General features: G+C 48.7%; 11 protein-coding genes, 2 pseudogenes and 1 other annotated feature (1 of these 14 only partly in view). Of the genes and pseudogenes, 11 read left to right on the forward strand and 2 right to left on the reverse strand.

Annotated elements, in window-relative coordinates; all coding sequences use genetic code 11:
- Positions 1–240 (forward strand) — a binding site (T-box leader) (it extends 57 nt beyond the left edge of the window).
- 129 nt (positions 241–369) lie between these two features.
- Positions 370–1,892 (forward strand): annotated as a pseudogene (locus tag JCM10914_RS15210) (2-isopropylmalate synthase).
- A gap of 391 nt (positions 1,893–2,283) precedes the next feature.
- Here JCM10914_RS15210 and JCM10914_RS15215 read toward each other — a convergent pair.
- Positions 2,284–4,235 (reverse strand): annotated as a pseudogene (locus JCM10914_RS15215) (ABC-F family ATP-binding cassette domain-containing protein).
- 188 nt (positions 4,236–4,423) lie between these two features.
- On the opposite strand from JCM10914_RS15215, the gene JCM10914_RS15220 reads away from it, so the two are divergent.
- The 7 genes from JCM10914_RS15220 (at position 4,424) to groL (ending at position 9,961) form a co-directional block, all read left to right on the forward strand.
- Positions 4,424–5,116 (forward strand): 5-formyltetrahydrofolate cyclo-ligase, encoded by a 693-nt coding sequence (locus tag JCM10914_RS15220; RefSeq protein WP_052019821.1) that lies wholly within the window; start codon positions 4,424–4,426, stop codon positions 5,114–5,116.
- 3 nt (positions 5,117–5,119) lie between these two features.
- Positions 5,120–5,596, forward strand: coding sequence for a cyclic pyranopterin monophosphate synthase MoaC (gene moaC / locus JCM10914_RS15225; RefSeq protein ID WP_023962462.1), 477 nt, complete (start codon positions 5,120–5,122; stop codon positions 5,594–5,596).
- Between the two features lie 46 nt (positions 5,597–5,642).
- Positions 5,643–6,134: a molybdenum cofactor biosynthesis protein B gene (locus JCM10914_RS15230; RefSeq protein ID WP_023962463.1), complete on the forward strand. Its 492-nt coding sequence runs from the start codon at positions 5,643–5,645 to the stop codon at positions 6,132–6,134.
- A gap of 214 nt (positions 6,135–6,348) precedes the next feature.
- Positions 6,349–6,585, forward strand: a complete 237-nt coding sequence (gene tatA / locus JCM10914_RS15235) for a twin-arginine translocase TatA/TatE family subunit (protein ID WP_023962464.1) — start codon at positions 6,349–6,351, stop codon at positions 6,583–6,585.
- A 107-nt stretch (positions 6,586–6,692) separates the two neighbouring features.
- Complete coding sequence (tatC, locus tag JCM10914_RS15240) at positions 6,693–7,448, forward strand: twin-arginine translocase subunit TatC (RefSeq protein ID WP_036718449.1); 756 nt, start codon at positions 6,693–6,695, stop codon at positions 7,446–7,448.
- A gap of 543 nt (positions 7,449–7,991) precedes the next feature.
- Positions 7,992–8,273: a co-chaperone GroES gene (gene groES, locus JCM10914_RS15245; protein WP_023962466.1), complete on the forward strand. Its 282-nt coding sequence runs from the start codon at positions 7,992–7,994 to the stop codon at positions 8,271–8,273.
- A gap of 59 nt (positions 8,274–8,332) precedes the next feature.
- Positions 8,333–9,961 (forward strand): chaperonin GroEL, encoded by a 1,629-nt coding sequence (groL, locus tag JCM10914_RS15250; RefSeq protein WP_023962467.1) that lies wholly within the window; start codon positions 8,333–8,335, stop codon positions 9,959–9,961.
- A 144-nt stretch (positions 9,962–10,105) separates the two neighbouring features.
- Here the strand turns inward: groL and JCM10914_RS15255 are convergent, their stop codons facing one another.
- Positions 10,106–10,993, reverse strand: coding sequence for a LysR substrate-binding domain-containing protein (locus JCM10914_RS15255; RefSeq protein WP_023962468.1), 888 nt, complete (start codon positions 10,991–10,993; stop codon positions 10,106–10,108).
- 124 nt (positions 10,994–11,117) lie between these two features.
- Between JCM10914_RS15255 and JCM10914_RS15260 the strand changes: the two genes are divergently transcribed.
- The 3 genes from JCM10914_RS15260 (at position 11,118) to JCM10914_RS31410 (ending at position 16,495) form a co-directional block, all read left to right on the forward strand.
- A complete protein-coding gene (locus JCM10914_RS15260; protein WP_023962469.1) occupies positions 11,118–11,870 on the forward strand; it encodes an SDR family NAD(P)-dependent oxidoreductase in 753 nt (250 codons plus the stop codon).
- 249 nt (positions 11,871–12,119) lie between these two features.
- Positions 12,120–13,562 (forward strand): AAA family ATPase, encoded by a 1,443-nt coding sequence (locus JCM10914_RS15265; protein ID WP_023962470.1) that lies wholly within the window; start codon positions 12,120–12,122, stop codon positions 13,560–13,562.
- Positions 13,529–16,495 carry a LuxR C-terminal-related transcriptional regulator gene (locus JCM10914_RS31410; RefSeq protein ID WP_269433893.1) on the forward strand — a complete coding sequence of 989 codons (2,967 nt, stop codon included), beginning with the start codon at positions 13,529–13,531 and terminating at the stop codon, positions 16,493–16,495. The genes JCM10914_RS15265 and JCM10914_RS31410 overlap by 34 nt, the downstream gene beginning before the upstream one ends.
- Positions 16,496–16,718 lie beyond the last annotated feature (223 nt).

Genomic DNA, 16,718 nt, shown 5'->3' on the forward strand with positions numbered 1-16,718 from the left:
GGTGTGACACAGTGGCAGCAACCCTCGAATCTCACCCGGGAGCGGAAGCGGGGAACAGGTGATAACCTGAAGTACTCACTTACGGGGAATCCTACGTTATAGGGAAGTTCTCGTCTTGTCATAACCGGCCGGTATGAATCAGACGAAGGATGCTAAGCGGATGCTCATGTCGTTTATTCATTGCGGCGTGAGTGTCAAGTAGAGTGGTACCACGGAGGGTATAATCCCGTCGTCTCTTCAATTCGAAGAGATGGCGGGATTTTTTTGTATGCTGCCGGCAGCAGTTTGGGGTGGGAGACGTTCGTAAGTCGACGTGCGGACGTAAAGCGAACATAACATACACAAGCATGATAGGGAGGATAATGTGAGATGAATGAATCCATAAGAAACATTTCGATTTTTGATACGACACTGCGGGACGGTGAGCAAGCCCCTGGAGCAAGTCTTCAGCCGGAACAGAAGATCGCCTTGGCCAGAAAGCTGGCCGACCTTGGTGTGGATGTGATGGAACCGGGATTTCCTGTATCAAGTCCGGGAGAATTCGCTGCCGTGCAGGCGATATCGCGGGAGCTGCAAGGGGTGGAGATTTGCGGATTTGCCAGAGCGGTGAAAGGCGACATTGATGCAGCTGTGAAAGCGACGCAAGATGCGGCCAGACGGCGGATCCACCTGTTTATCTCGTCTTCGGATATTCATCTGCGCCATCAATTGCGAATGAGCCGGCCCGAGGTGGTCGCGCGCGCTCGCGAAATGACCGCATACGCGAAGCAGTTCAGCGATATCGTGGAATTCACTGCCATGGACGCGTCACGTACAGGCATCGATGATCTGATCGAAATGGTGGAAGCAGCGATTGAGGAGGGAGCAACCATCATCAATCTGCCGGATACGGTCGGTTATGCGCTGCCGGATGAGTATGGCGAGATGTTCCGCCGAGTCCGGGAAGGAGCGCGCGGCGGCAAGTCGGTATCCTATAGCGCACATTGTCACAACGATCTGGGGCTCGCTGTAGCGAACAGTCTGGCGGCGATTCAGAACGGTGCCAGCCAGATTGAGGTTACCGTGAACGGCATCGGGGAACGTACAGGCAACTGTGCACTCGAAGAGCTGGTTATGGCGCTTTCGACCCGCGGCGATATCCTGCGTGCACAGACTGGAATCACGGCGGAGAAGCTGTATGAGGTATCCAGGCTGGTGAGCGGCGCCATGCATTTTCCCATTGCCTTCAACAAGCCGGTTGTGGGTCGCAACGCATTTCAGCATGAGTCTGGTATTCATCAGGATGGTCTGCTGAAGGATCGCAGTACCTACGAGATTATGGACCCCGAGAAGCTCGGCATACCACGCAGCATGATTGTACTGGGTAAGCACTCCGGCCGTCATGCGCTTAAAGATCGCCTGGCCCGCTATGGGGTGCAGCTTGAGGCGGCGAGATGGAAACACTTTATGATACGTTTAAGGAGACGGCTGACAAACAGAAAGTTATTAGCGACGATCAATTGCTGCAGATGGTTAGCAGTACGCTGGGCAAGCCAGCACAGGTATATGAGCTGACAGAGGTTCAGGTGATTTCCGGGTCAGGGGCAAGCCGTGTCGCAGCGATTACCCTTCGCCATTTGAACAAAGGAACCGAAGATACTTATTCGAGTGTGGCAGAGGGGCCAGTTCAAGCGGTCATATCGGCGATCAGTCAAGGGATAAGCGGGGACATTACGTTCGGTGACTTGGAGCTCCATTCGTTAAGCAGCGGGGAAGATGCCCATGCGGAAGCTGCGGTGACGGTAGAGAAGGATGGCAAGGTATTCCGAGGCACGGCGGTGCATCAGGATATCGTCATGGCAGCGGGCATGGCATATGTCGCAGCCTGCAATTCTGCCGTAATGTCCGTCTAGCTCGTCAAGCAGCACTGGACGGTACGGACATCCAAGATTCATGCGGTCAACTCACTTTATAGCGAGCTGGCCGCTTTTTTCAATCTGTCAAGTTGTGAACAAAGTTATCCACATATCCGGTGCGAGTTGTGAATAACCTCGAAAAATGTCGATAAATCAACCTATGATGAACTCTTGAAAAAAGGGGACAGTATTTTCATTTTTATTAGATGAAACTGTGGATAATGTGAGTAAGTTGGTGGATAAAGTTGGATGAAACCAGCGGATTACGCGTATAACAACAAAAAAATGGCCATTTCGGCCATTTTCCAGTCAGACTTATGCACTTTATCTGGGGATAGAATTGTGTATAAGTGTATTTATGAATTTGAAACACTTTTGTGAACTTTTTTTAGGACTCCAATAAGGACTCCCATTCGCCAAAGATTTGCTCTAATTGCTTCCGCTTCTGATCCAGCGATTGCTGTCGTTCCTGAAGGGCCATATAATCCTGAAAAATTTCGGGCAGCGTCATTTCATTCTCGATCTCGGAAATGTGCAGCTCCAGTGTCTGGATTTGCTCTTCGAGCGTTTCGAGTTTGCGTTGACGACTGCGCTCCTCACGCTTGGCTTGCTTCTCCGCCTCAAAGGAAACAGCGCCCAGCTTCTCGGCTTGAACCTCGGCTTTGCTTCTGGCTTCACCTGATGGCGCGAAAACGGTTCTGAGGGTTCGTCCTTCATGTCCAGTAGCTCCTGCTTTTTCTCTGTATAATCGTCATAATTACCCAGGAAATGTTGAATGCCGTCTGGATGTAGTTCGATAATTCGTTCGGCCATTTTATTCAGGAAGTATCTGTCGTGCGAGATGAACAACAGCGTGCCTTCATAATCGATGAGAGCGGATTCGAGCACTTCCTTACTGAATAAATCGAGATGGTTCGTCGGTTCGTCCAATATCAGCATATTGGCTTCCAGCAGCATAAGCTTGGCGAGCGATACGCGGGCTTTCTCGCCACCGCTTAAGGAGCTGACCTTCTTCAGCACGTCTTCTCCGCTGAAGAGGAAGTTGCCCAAGACCGTCCGGATGCGCGCTTCTTCCATATGGGGATACGTTCCCCATAGCTCCTCAAGAACGGTATTCCGCGGATTCAGTTCAGACTGTTCTTGATCATAATACCCGATTTTCACTTTCGTGCCCCAACGGATGCTTCCCGCGGTGGGTACTATCGTCTCAATCAGGCATTTGAGCAATGTCGATTTGCCGACACCGTTCGGACCGATTAGAGCGACCGTCTCGCCCCGACTGAGATCGAAGGATGCTTGGCTGAACAGTGGAGGACTGGAATCGAACGCGACGGATAAATCTCGTACGTGGAGCACGTCTTTGCCGGACATATACTCTGGTTCGAAGGAGAAGTGGGCTTTCTTCAAGTCTCCCATCGGCTTGTCCAATCGATCCATTTTATCAAGTGCTTTGCGCCGGCTCTGGGCACGCTTAGTTGTAGATGCACGAACCAGGTTACGCTGGATGAACGTCTCCATCTTAGCGATCTCGTCTTGCTGCTTCTCGTATTGCTTAAGCTGAGATTCGTATTCGGCAGCCTTGAGGTCGATAAAGCGGCTGTAGTTGCCGGTATATTTCCTGGAATGGCGTCGTTCGATCTCAACGATCGTCGTGACCAGACGGTCCAAGAAATAACGGTCATGGGATACGACAAGCAGGGATCCCGCGTATCCGCGCAGATAATCCTCAAGCCAAGTCAGGGTCGCGATGTCCAGGTGGTTCGTTGGTTCATCAAGCATGAGCAAGTCAGGTGCTTGCAGCAGGATTTTGGCTAGTGCCAGCCTTGTTTTCTGGCCACCGCTTAACGTGGAGATGGAGGTGTCAGCTGGGAAATCTCCAAAACCCATTCCGTGCAGCACGCTTCGTATTCGGGTTTCAATCTCGTATCCGCCTTGATCTTTGAATTGGTCAGAGCGGATCGCATAGCGGTTCAACAGTTCCTCATATCGTTTGGAGTCTTCGGAAGATGCAGGGTCTGCGATTTGAACCTCCATCTGGCGCAGCTCTTGCTCCATCTCCAGCAGCGGTGCGAAGACGGCCAGCATCTCATTCCAGATGGTTTCATCGGATGATAGTCCACTGTTCTGGGCAAGGTAACCAACCGTTGTTTCCTTAGCCTTAAAGATTTGTCCTCCATCATAGGACATTTCTCCGGCCAAAATCTTGAGCAATGTGGATTTACCGGCACCGTTAACGCCGACGAGTCCGATTCGTTCACGCTCCAGCACTTGCAGGTTAATACCTTCAAGCACAGGGGTAACGCCATATAATTTCGTAATGCCATTGGCTTGCAGCAGCATGTTATGTGAAACCTCCATCATTCTATGTTTCTATGAATTATTCGCACCGATCATGCTTGGGGCTATACATGTAAGTTTACATGAAATCACCGTAACAATCGACCTTCAATGAAGACTTCCCGCATTCTTGGCTAATGGGTGGAACAATGGTAAACTAAATATAATTGTAGATATGATTCGTCAAATAGATGGATAGAAGAACATACGGTTTGCGCGAGAGGACGATCACGTTGTCGAACTTCGAGGAAATGAGCGAGCGGGCAGCCGCAAAACAAGCGCTGCGTCATCGCATGGCTGAGCAAAGAAATCGGCTGTCTTTAGAGGAGCGGGCGGAGAAGTCAAGGTTGGCTTGCGAATATGCCTGCGAATTGATGAAGGCGGATCAGGTCAAAAGCTTCATGATCTACCTATCGTTCCGATCAGAGCTTGATACCCGATCCATTATAGAATGGGCGTGGCAGAGCGGGATACGGGTGATCGTCCCCCGCAGTGTGCCTGAGGATCGTACGATGGAGCTGTATGAGATGATGGACTGGTCTGAGTTGGTTCCCGGCGCGTACGGTATTATGGAGCCCGATCCATCACGCTCATCTCGGGTGCGGGATATCGTACCCGAGATCATATGGGTGCCGGGATTGGCTTTCGACCGAAATGGCGGGCGTCTCGGATATGGCGGAGGCTATTACGATCGGCTGTCCGTAATGCCCGTGGAGGCAACGAACCCGAATAGCGCTATGCTTGGAGACGCTCAATGGATTGGATTAGGTTACGCGAGTCAGGTGCTGGACCATGTCCCGACGGAAGTGCATGACAGAATATTGGACGGGCTGGTTACGGAGCAGGGCTATTATCGCATGAATCAGTCCTTTGCAGGAGGATAAGTAATGGAACTAAGTCATTTTAATGATCAGGGACGGGCGCGTATGGTGGATGTCAGCGATAAAGAGGTGACATCGCGAATCGCCGTAGCCAAGACCACCGTCTCGATGCATGAGGATACGTTGGCCCGGATTCAGGCAGGAAAGATCGGCAAGGGGGATGTGCTGGCGGTCGCCCAGGTAGCAGCGATTATGGCGGCGAAGAATACGTCCAGTTGGATTCCTATGTGTCATCCTCTTCCATTAACCGGCGTAAACGTGGCATTTAGCGACAACGGAAGAGATGAGTTATACATAGAAACCACGGTCAAGACGACCGGGAAAACCGGGGTAGAGATGGAGGCGCTCACCGCAGCCTCGGCTGCTGCACTGACCGTGTATGATATGTGCAAAGCGCTTCAGAAGGATATGATCATTGGACCGACTATGCTTGTAAGCAAGAGCGGCGGTAAGAATGGGGACTACATAAGAGAATCAACTTGAGTTGACATACAGCCATTTTCGGACGAGTGGGAAGGAGAGAGAGCAGATGATGTGGAAAACGGCGATCCTGACGGCGAGCGACAAAGGTTCGCGGGGGGAACGTGAGGATACAAGCGCTCAAGTGATCCGTGAATTGGTAGAGGAAGAGCTTGGCGGAGAAATCATTGAATACCGGATCGTTCCGGATGAGCAGGATGAGATCATTGCGGCACTCATCGAATTAACCGACTATTATCAGGTTGATCTCGTATTAACGACCGGCGGAACCGAGCTCGCGGTTCGAGATGTGACGCCGGAGGCGACCAAGCGCGTCATTGAGCGGGAGGTCCCTGGAATCGCGGAAGCGATGCGTGCAACCGTTATGCAAAAGAATCGCAGTGCGATGTTGTTCCGCGGCATCTGCGGCGTTCGCGGCCGGACCTTGGTTGTTAATCTACCTGGCTCGCCAAAAGGCGTTCACGAGAATCTGGCCGCGGTCATGGATCAATTGCCGGAAGCGCTACTCATGGTAACGGGACAGTATCGGGAACAGCTCTAAGGGGAATAATATGTAAATAATCTGTCACGATTGCAGACTGTATATACAAATTGCAGTATGGTATGATGGCGATGTATGAAATTGTTCCAACTGTTCATAGTCGGTGTAACAACATCATCTGAGTTATAACCTGCGACATGCAAGGTATGACGGATCATAAGACATCTGGTAGACCTTGATCGAGGCATCAAGCAGGACGAGGAGGAGAATAGATATGGGTTCAACTATTGGAGTGCCGGGTATTATATTGCTCGTCATTTTGGCGTTGCTCTTGTTCGGACCGAACAAGCTTCCTGAATTGGGACGTGCGGTCGGACGTACATTCCGCGAATTCAAGAACGGTACGCGCGAGATTATGGCGGAAGATGAAGCACCTGCGAAGAAGAAAGAGGAAGCCCCAGAGCCAACGGCTGCGCCAAGCAAGCTGGAGGACAAGCGTCTTCCTGAATAAATATTATGGCATGTAAGGTGTGAAATCCCTTCCTTCGGGAGGGATTTTGTTTTGTCACGGTCACATATAGGGTGGTGTCGAATTTGTCTGAACAACAACTGAAAGATATGGCGCTCGTGGAGCATTTGGGCGAGCTTCGCAAACGGATTATCGTTGTGCTCGTCGTATTTGTCGTCGGGCTCATCGGGGGTATTTTTGTAGCTGAGCCCATCTATCAATTCTTGACGGCAGCCGAGGAAGCGAAGAACTTTACGCTGCATGCCTTCTCCTTCTGGGATGGTATCGGTATTTATATGAAGATCGCTGCGATCTTCTCGCTGGTGATCTCGATACCGTTAATCTTTTATCAACTGTGGGCTTTCGTAAAGCCAGGACTTCGTAAAGAGGAGCAGAAGGCAACCGTTCGTTACATTCCTTACGCGTTCTTGCTGTTTCTCCTCGGTATTTTATTCGGGTATTTCATTGTGTTTCCGATGACGTTATCCTTTACGACAACGATTACGCAAAGCATGGGGCTTGAAGAAACCTATGGCATTACGAACTACCTGAACTTCATGTTCAATTTGGTGTTACCGCTTGCCCTGTTGTTTGAACTTCCGCTTGTGGTCATGTTCCTCACCCGACTGCGGATTCTCAACCCGCTGCGTTTGCGCAAAATGCGGAAAATTTCGTATTTTGCACTCGTGTTTGCGGCAGTTCTAATCACACCGCCGGATTTCATCTCGGATTTCCTGGTGGCGATTCCGCTTCTGCTCTTGTATGAATTTAGCGTGTTTCTCTCCTCGGTTATTTACCGGAAGCAGCTTGAAGCAGATCTGGAGCGGGACGGCCATTATGTTGAGGCTGAAGAGGAAAAGGATTAAAGCGTGCATGTGGCGGTAGGTAGCAAGTCCCCGAGAGGGACTTGTACCGCAGGAATTGGCGCAAAAGAGCATAGCAAGTCCCCGAGGGGGACTTGTAGCGCAGGAATTGGCGCAAAAGAGCATAGCAAGTCCTCGAGAGGGACTTGTAACGCGGGAATGGGCGCGAAAGAGCATAGCAAGTCCCTGAGAGGGACTTGCAGCGCAAGAACGGTAGCGTCGTGCTACCACCGCCCATACTGTACACAGAGTGTCTTCCATCATAATAAGGAAGACACTCTTTTTCATATATCTCAGCTGCTGAACTTCCGGTAATCCCAGGCATATTTTGCCTGGCCATGGATACAATGGAGAAGTGGCTCAGCGGACAGCCTTTTTCCACTCCCGGCAGGACAAAAAAATGAGTAGAAAATCATGTAAAGGACTTGAAATTTGGAGACAACTTGAGTATCATAAAAATGGTTGTTAGCACTGAGACTAGTCGAGTGCTAATACATATGGCTTTGAGAAAAGCATGACAACATATTTAAAGGAGGCTATTTTTTCATGATCAGACCTTTAGGTGAACGCGTACTGGTAGAACCAATTGAACAAGAAGAAGCTACGGCATTCGGGATTGTACTTCCTGACTCCGCTAAGGAGAAGCCGCAAGAAGGCAAAGTTATCGCTGTAGGCAGCGGCTCTGTGAAAGACGGTGCACGCGTACCTTTGGAAGTCAAAGAAGGCGACCGCGTCATTTTCTCCAAATACGCTGGAACAGAAATCAAATACGAAGGTAAAGAATATTTGATTATGAAAGAAAGCGATATCCACGCGATCTTGGGCTAATCACGCCTGAATATATCAAGTTCCATCATTACTAATCCACTAGGGAGGTATGTATTACCATGGCAAAAGACATTAAGTTCAGTGAAGACGCACGTCGCGCAATGCTTCGTGGTGTAGACGCTTTGGCAAATGCAGTGAAAGTAACACTTGGACCGAAGGGCCGTAACGTGGTGCTGGAAAAGAAATTCGGAAGCCCGCTTATCACCAATGACGGTGTAACGATTGCAAAAGAAATCGAGCTGGAAGATGCATTCGAGAACATGGGTGCTCAGCTTGTTAAAGAAGTAGCTACCAAGACAAACGATGTGGCTGGCGATGGTACAACCACGGCAACTGTTCTCGCACAAGCAATGATTCGCGAAGGCCTGAAGAACGTTACAGCCGGTGCTAACCCAATGGTTATCCGCAAGGGTATCGACAAAGCGGTAAGAGCAGCTGTCGTTGAGCTGTCCAACATTGCAAAAGAAGTAAAGAACCATCAGGAAATCGCTCAAGTGGCTTCCGTATCTGCTGCTGACGACGAAGTAGGTCAACTGATCGCAGAAGCTATGGACAAAGTGGGCAAAGACGGCGTTATTACCGTTGAAGAATCCCGTGGCTTCTTGACTGAGCTGGAAGTTGTAGAAGGTATGCAATTCGACCGCGGCTACATCTCTCCATACATGATTACCGATACGGATAAGATGGAAGCGGTACTTGAGAATCCATACATCCTGATTACGGATAAAAAAGTAACGAACACGCAAGAAATCTTGCCGATCCTCGAAAAAATCGTGCAACAAGGTAAAGCACTCGTACTGATTGCTGAAGATATCGAAGGCGAAGCACAAGCGATGCTGATCCTGAACAAACTGCGCGGAACATTCAACGCGGTTGCTGTCAAGGCTCCTGGCTTCGGTGACCGTCGTAAAGCGATGCTGCAAGATATCGCAGCTTTGACTGGTGGCCAACTAATCACAGAAGAACTTGGTCTTGACCTGAAAACAGCTACGATCGAACAACTGGGTACCGCTCGCCAAGTGCGCGTAACCAAAGAGAACACGATCATCGTCGATGGCGCTGGCAACAAAGAAGATATCGATGCTCGCGTGAAGCAAATTCGTAACCAATTGGAAGAAACCACTTCCGATTTCGACAAAGAGAAGCTGCAAGAGCGTCTGGCTAAATTGGCTGGCGGCGTAGCCGTTATCAAAGTCGGCGCGGCTACTGAAACCGAGCTCAAAGAACGCAAACTGCGCATCGAAGATGCCCTGAACGCAACCCGCGCTGCGGTTGAAGAAGGTATGGTATCCGGTGGTGGTACTGCACTCGTGAACGTATACAAGGCAGTAGCTGCTGTAGACGTAGAAGGCGACGAGAAGACAGGCGTGAACATCGTTCTGCGCGCTCTGGAAGAGCCAATTCGCACGATTGCAGCCAACGCTGGTAAAGAAGGTTCCGTAATCGTTGAGCGTTTGAAAAAAGAAGAGATCGGCATCGGCTACAATGCAGCTACCGATACTTGGGTGAACATGTTCGAAGCGGGTATCGTTGACCCTGCGAAGGTAACACGTTCCGCTCTTCAAAACGCAGCTTCCGTTGCGTCTATGTTCCTGACTACCGAAGCGGTTATCGCTGACAAGCCAGAACCAGAAAAACCAGCTATGCCTGACATGGGCGGCATGGGTGGAATGGGCGGCATGATGTAATAAGGATGATAAACCTCTATGTACTAGGGGTATCCTTTAGAGAAAAACCTCGTTTGAACACGTAATACAATTAGAGAGCATCTCATTGGTTCTAAAAAATGAGATGCTCTCTTTTTATGCTCATGAAAGTAAAACTAAGGTTGATTAGATCAGACTTTCTACGATTCCGGTAAACTGGGACACCTGTTCAATCTGATTACTTTGTGGCCAACATATCGCGAGTTTAATATCAAGCAACGGCTCTTCCAAAGGAATAAAGGTGATGTCATAAGCGAAACGTTGGGACATGCAGCCAAGCATGAAGGCGATCCCGATCCCCGCTGCAACAAGCCCGATTACGGCTTGATTACTCGCGGCCATCTGAACGATGTGCGGACTGAAACCGGCTTGTCGGCAAGAGAAGACATAAGAATCGAATAGGAGAGGTTCTTCGTTTCGATTAGGGAAGACGAACATCTCATTCGCCAGATCGTTTAGAGTCAACTTCTTTCTTCCGGATAAATGATGGCCTTTGGGTAATGCAACGCCGATGGATTCAGTTGCGAAAGGTAGCCAGTTCATGTTCTGTTGGCTATATTTATCGTTTAAGTAGATAGAAAATCCGATGTCGACATCACCTTGCTGAAGCCCCTTCTCTAATTGGTGAAAATCCATCTCAAGCATTACGACTTCGACGTCTGGATAATGCTCGCGATAGAGACGGACGACACCCGGCAAAATACTGTATAGCATTATGTTAATGTAACCGATGACCAGTTTACCGCGTTTTCCTCTCTCTGCGCGGATCGCTTCATCTATTCCTCGTTGTAAATGCTCAAAAACATGTCGAACTTCCTCTAATAATGCTTCGCCTGCTAAAGTCAATTCAACCTTACGCGTCGTTCGCTTAAATAGTTGAACACCAAGTTCACTTTCGAGCTGCCCGATCTGATAACTGACGGTCTGCTGAGAAGCGTGAAGATACTCGGCGGCGCGTCCGAAATGTAATCGATTCGCGACTTCCGCAAAGTATTTAAGTTGTTGAAGCTCCATATCTCGACCTCCCATTCCAGACGTTAACTTAGATCTGATTATACAATATCAATTGTTAATCAACAAATTATTCACTGTATATTGAGTTAATAGCTAACGCTATAATTACTATGAGGTGATCATAATGAATAAATTAGAGAATAAAGTAGCTATCATTACTGGCGGAGCGTCAGGTATCGGAAATGGCATCGCAAAAGCATTCGTTAAGGAAGGCGCAAGAGTCGTTATTGTGGATTATAATAACGAAGCCGGAGTTCAAGCAATAGAAGAATTGTGCGAGATTCAACCGAAATCTATTTTCATTCATGCAGACTTAGCAGATTTTAGTACGCATGCCATGATTATTAACAAAACCATCGCTACGTTCGGTCAGTTGGATGTCCTTGTTAACAATGCACAAGCTTCCAGAGTAAAGCCTCTTCTCGAGCTTTCAACAGAAGATTTGGAACTTCCGTTTAAGACGGGCTTTTTCCCAACATTTTATCTCATGCAATATGCTTTCCCTTATTTGAAAGAAACAAAGGGTCATATCATTAACTTTGGGTCCGGCGCAGGAATCAACGGCGATTTGAATCAAGCGGCCTATGCTGCAGCTAAAGAAGCGGTTCGTGGACTTTCACGCGTTGCGGCTAACGAGTTCGGTCCACATGGCGTTAAAGTCAATGTCATTTGTCCTTTCGGGAATTCACCAGGCGTTCAGCATTGGGCTCAATATAAGCCAGATGATTTTAATGAAGTATTATCGAAGATTCCTCTTCGTAGAGTAGGGGACTTGGAGAACGACATCGGTAAGGCGGTCGTATTCTTCGCAAGCCAAGATTCCGATTATATAACAGGTCAAACTTTAATGGTTGACGGCGGAGGTTGCAGATTATAGATCGGATTTCGAATCCCAATTCAAAGAACGTTCCGCTAATAGAGGAACGTTCTTTTTTCTATTAATTATTGTACTAGTCACGAAGCAGTGCTCTGTTTTAGGTTTAAAGCTTCTGTTACCAATACGACATGCATTACGAAATGGATCTCATAATGCTTATGAATTACCTATAGTCGGTACTCATTCAATTCCTAATTATGTTAATCTAATAGTAGAGAATCTTAATGCGAACATAGAAGAGGAAATGACATGGCAGGCATAAGAGAACGATCATTAAAAAGCTGGTTGGCTGAGTCGCCGCTGGATCTGGCGGAATTTTTGGAATTGTCGATCATCTTGACCAAGATGGTATATAAGATACATCAACAATACGCGTATAGCGGAGGGATAAATCCGTCTAATATTGGAATCCAATTGGATGCCAAGCGGGCTGTGATGAACGAGAACGCTGAATGGGATGCCGCTTATCGTGCACCGGAGCAGTCGAGCCGCATTCCGTTGATTCCGGACGGTCGCAGCGATCTATATGTACTGGGCTTCATATTCTACGAGCTGCTCAGCGGACGCAAGCCATTTGAACCGGAAGGCGAGGAGGATTGGGAATACGTTCATCTTACGGCCTTCCCACGCTTGCTCAGCGTGCATCGCTCGGATTTGGGGGGGCCGTTGCAGGACGTGATTATGAAACTGCTGTCAAAGCTCCCCGAGGATCGATATCAGAGCGCGTACGGACTGTTGTGTGATCTAGAGCAGTGTGAAGCAAGGTTGGCACGGCCGATAGATGCGCTGACTCCAAATCCTGGTTACCTGGACACGGTCAGCACGTTTAAACTTCCGGATAAGCTGTACGGGCGTAACATAGCGTTAGACCAACTGGAATCGGGTCTTCATCAAGCCGCAGCAGGGTTGTCCGTATTCCGCTGGCTGACAGGCGACGCAGGAAGCGGCAAATCTGCACTGGTTCAGCATTATCGTTCGGTTGTTTTTAGCCGTGGAGGTTGGTTTGTCCAAGGTGATGCGCGGTCACAAGCGGATACACCCTTTCAGCCTATTCTGGAGGCTTTGCGGCAGTGGATTAGTCAACTCTGGAGCGAGCCCGTCGAATCCATTGCGAAAGTGAAAGAACTGATAAGAGCTGAATTCCGGAAGGAACGGCAGACGCTTACGGAATTGCTTCCCGAGGTAAGATCGCTGTTGGATATCAAGCTCGATGTGCCCCATGTACCGAGCATGGGGGCGAAGCTGCAGCACGCCGAATTGTTGGCGCGACTGATTCGCTGCATAGCGACCCACCAACGGCCGATGGTCATGTTTATCGATCATCTTCAAACTTGTGATCCCGACACGCTCGAAGTATTGAAGCTGTTAGTGGGAGAACAAGCAGCACCAGGACTGATGCTGATCGGAGCCTATCAGACGTTGGCTGATCCAAGCTCTCGCAGCCATAATGGGGAATATTCACAACTTTACTCGAACCTGAATGGGCCCACTGCCCATATACATACTTGCTCATCTGAGCAGATTGACCTTCGTGGTTTAGCATATGAAGAGGTAAGGCAGTATATCTCCGACGTCATGTATGAGACTCGGCGCGCATTCGTCTATTCGCCAGGAGCGTTTATTATCAGACCAGCGGTAACCCGCAATCGATTAGGTTATTGCTGGAGCGCTGGAGTAAGGAAAAACGCCTAAAGTTTGATGAGGTTCAGCAGCGCTGGATGTGGGATGCGGAGGTCATTGCGCAGCGCAACGACTCAGAAGACAGCCGTCGCTTGAACGAGGCTGCCTTAGCCAAACTGCGGGAAGAAACGAAGGTTGTACTGGGCATTGCCGCCGCCATCGGATCTCGGTTTTCGTTGTCTCTCTTGGCTGAAGCGAGTGACAACTCACTCGATGTAACTTTGGGTCTGCTGGAAGCTGCGGTAAATGAAGGGATCGTCTGCCCGGAGGACGAGAATTTGCCGGGGAACATAGGGGAAGATGTTTATCTGTTCATCGATGACCAAGTACAGCGGATGGTATATACCCATTATCAGGATAACAGTGCTGAGTGGCATCTGAAGATTGGCCGTTTACTTCAGCGTCGTTGTTCGGATGAAGACCTAAAGGCAAAGAGTAACATCATCGATCATTTGAATATGGGTATGGAGCGGATGTCCGAACGTGAGAAAGGAGAACTTGCAGCGCATAACCTAGAAGCTGGCCTACAGGCGCAAGACGCCGCGCAGTTTTCGAGGGCCAGGCATTACTTCGATATTGGCCTGCAGTTGATTCCTCATACGAGTACAGACTACCGATTGGATTCGCTGGCAAGCCGGCTGAAGGTGGCATTGGCTCGATGTGAGTATATGTGTGGCCACACTGAAGTAGCGAAGCATCAATTGCAAGAGCTATTGAAATATCAAGTTACCTCATCGAGTCGAACGGAACGCTCGAAGATCTTTATCAATCTGATACAGATGCATACGTTTGAAGATAATGAACGTGCAGTACACTTTGGCAGAGAGGCACTATCGGAATTCGGTTGGTTGCTGCGAACGAACGTATCAAAAGCAACATTAATGAAGGAAGTTATCCACACGAGCATGTTCCTGTATCGAATGAAAGAACAGCGCTATCACGCATCACCGAATGATGAGCCTGATTATCGTGCTTTATCCGAACTAATGGAGGCTGTGTTCTTCCCTTTGCTTATCCAGAATGCCGAATCCTTGATCGCCCTGTACGCGAGATTTATTCGATATGGATTACAAAAAGGGATCAATAAGTATCTCGTTCGTATTATAGGCATTTACGAATTAATTCTTCAGCGAGGTTTACCGTCTGTATTTCACGTTCGTCCCGCCACTCAATTGGAAAGAATGCAGTCCGTATTAAGAACGGAATCGAACTTACAATATCAACTTTCCTTGATTAGCGGCATATCCAAACAATTGGAGAATCCGGCAGAAGCTATGGTTCATTTGGATAAGGCTTTGCACTGGAGCGTGGAGCACAGCGATGCTTTGTATGCTAATCTAGCGGTGGTAACCAGTTTGATTAACCATTTGGGTGATATTCATGAACTATCCGAGCGATTGGCATATTTCGAACATAAATCCAAAACCTTCGCAGACCATAGTACGCTGGAGGTCGTAAGCACAGCCCATGCCTACCAGGCCGCGCTTCAAGATGAGACATTACATGAGCGCTTTGTTGCCATACCCATATCCCATGGCACGGAGCACGAGCCAGAGGATGAGGATAACTACAGTTGTGGGTGCAGGCTTGAGGTCGCCTATTTGGCAGGGAAGTACAGAGAGGCCTTATACTGGGCCAAGCGAGGGAGAGCCAATGAATTGGATCAGGATTGGGTTCGCATTCGCAAACACCGTCTGCTGGAGATGTTGGCCTTGGCGGCTATTTATCCCGAAGCAAGCTCGAAAGAACGGATCTGTATTCAGAAGACGCTACAAAAACAGCTGCGGTTGATGAAAAAGCGTAAGGGATATCTCGGCAGCGCATCCTCGGCTTATCTACTTTTACAAGCAGAATACAACGGAATCGTGCTTGCGGACCATGATGCGACTCGTGGGTACTCTTCTGCGATTAGAGCAGCGAGAGCGGAGAAAAACGGACTCATGGAAGGAATTGCTTGCGAACGTCTAGCTGTCTACTATCAGAATGAATTAGGCAGTCAAGCTGGAACGATGATTGCGATGATGGACGCTTGCACGGCTTACTCTGTCTGGGGCATTTCATCTAAAGTCACCCAAATCAGGAGCCAGTACGCCGATCTATTGAATCATGCTGTAAATACCTATGCGGGTCCGGTATTCGAGATGGATATGAACAGCCAGGCCGCAGGCATGCCGCTTCATGCAGGTTCGGGAGCCAGATCATATCCGATCCAGGCTGAAGCGGAGCCGCGTCGTCAGACAGCGGACTGGACAACCCCGCCCAGTCAAGGCCAAGTAATGGAGAGATTGCTCACAGCTGCGCTTCATCAGGTGGGTGCAGATCGTGGATTGGTGTTGAACTATCGTGACGAAATTTTTCGAGTTGAGGCCAAGTCAGAATCATCGTCTTACGGAGGCGACCGAGACTTAACTTATGCGGAGAGCATTTTGCGACATACCGTGATGACGGATAAGCCCATTGTGCTTCAAGATGCATTAGAGAGCCATTATATTAAGGATCCGTATATCCAAGATCGGTGTCCACGTTCTATACTCTGCATGCGGATCATGATACCGGGAGAGCGGGCTGTGATGTTGCTTTATTTGGAGAACGGGCATGTGCCGAAAGTTTTTACGGATCAAGACGTTAATGTATTGGAACTTATGATAATACAAATGTTCTACCACAAGATGCTCGCAGAAGATACAGCCTCTACTGCTGAACGCGTCGAAGCTGGAATCAACAACAAGACGGGACCAGGGCGGTTGGTCGAATCTCTTACCAATCGGGAGATGGAAATTCTGAAGGCGATCTCAGAAGGCTTATCCAACAAAGGTATCGCTGAAAGATTTGGCATTACGGAGCCTACCGTAAAATCGCACATTTCCAATATATTTGGGAAGCTGGACGTGAAACGCCGCGGACAAGCGGTTGCTCGGGCAAGAGATTTACAATTGATTCCATAACAGGAACGAAACACTCTACTTTCGCAGAATTCAAGCTAATTCCATACGTTCTACAACTTTAGTTGGATACAATCTCCTATCATTTGATCTATCATTTATCTGATCAAATGATAGGTTTTTTTGTGCAATACAACTATAGTTGGATATATTGTCCAATTATTTGATTTATGATGAAAGTAATTGAAAGGACTGGTATCGAATTTTATGATGAAAAGTAGGAGTC

This window comes from Paenibacillus sp. JCM 10914, from assembly GCF_001315105.1.
In the GTDB taxonomy this organism is placed as follows: domain Bacteria; phylum Bacillota; class Bacilli; order Paenibacillales; family Paenibacillaceae; genus Paenibacillus_AQ.

Bases quoted from the DNA above. Each gene is read 5' to 3' on its own strand.
- JCM10914_RS15220 (WP_052019821.1), top strand. From the start codon at position 4,424: ATGGATAGAAGAACATACGGTTTGCGCGAGAGGACGATCACGTTGTCG.
- moaC (WP_023962462.1), top strand. From the start codon at position 5,120: ATGGAACTAAGTCATTTTAATGATCAGGGACGGGCGCGTATGGTGGAT.
- JCM10914_RS15230 (WP_023962463.1), top strand. From the start codon at position 5,643: ATGATGTGGAAAACGGCGATCCTGACGGCGAGCGACAAAGGTTCGCGG.
- tatA (WP_023962464.1), top strand. From the start codon at position 6,349: ATGGGTTCAACTATTGGAGTGCCGGGTATTATATTGCTCGTCATTTTG.
- tatC (WP_036718449.1), top strand. From the start codon at position 6,693: ATGGCGCTCGTGGAGCATTTGGGCGAGCTTCGCAAACGGATTATCGTT.
- groES (WP_023962466.1), top strand. From the start codon at position 7,992: ATGATCAGACCTTTAGGTGAACGCGTACTGGTAGAACCAATTGAACAA.
- groL (WP_023962467.1), top strand. From the start codon at position 8,333: ATGGCAAAAGACATTAAGTTCAGTGAAGACGCACGTCGCGCAATGCTT.
- JCM10914_RS15255 (WP_023962468.1), bottom strand. From the start codon at position 10,993: ATGGAGCTTCAACAACTTAAATACTTTGCGGAAGTCGCGAATCGATTA.
- JCM10914_RS15260 (WP_023962469.1), top strand. From the start codon at position 11,118: ATGAATAAATTAGAGAATAAAGTAGCTATCATTACTGGCGGAGCGTCA.
- JCM10914_RS15265 (WP_023962470.1), top strand. From the start codon at position 12,120: ATGGCAGGCATAAGAGAACGATCATTAAAAAGCTGGTTGGCTGAGTCG.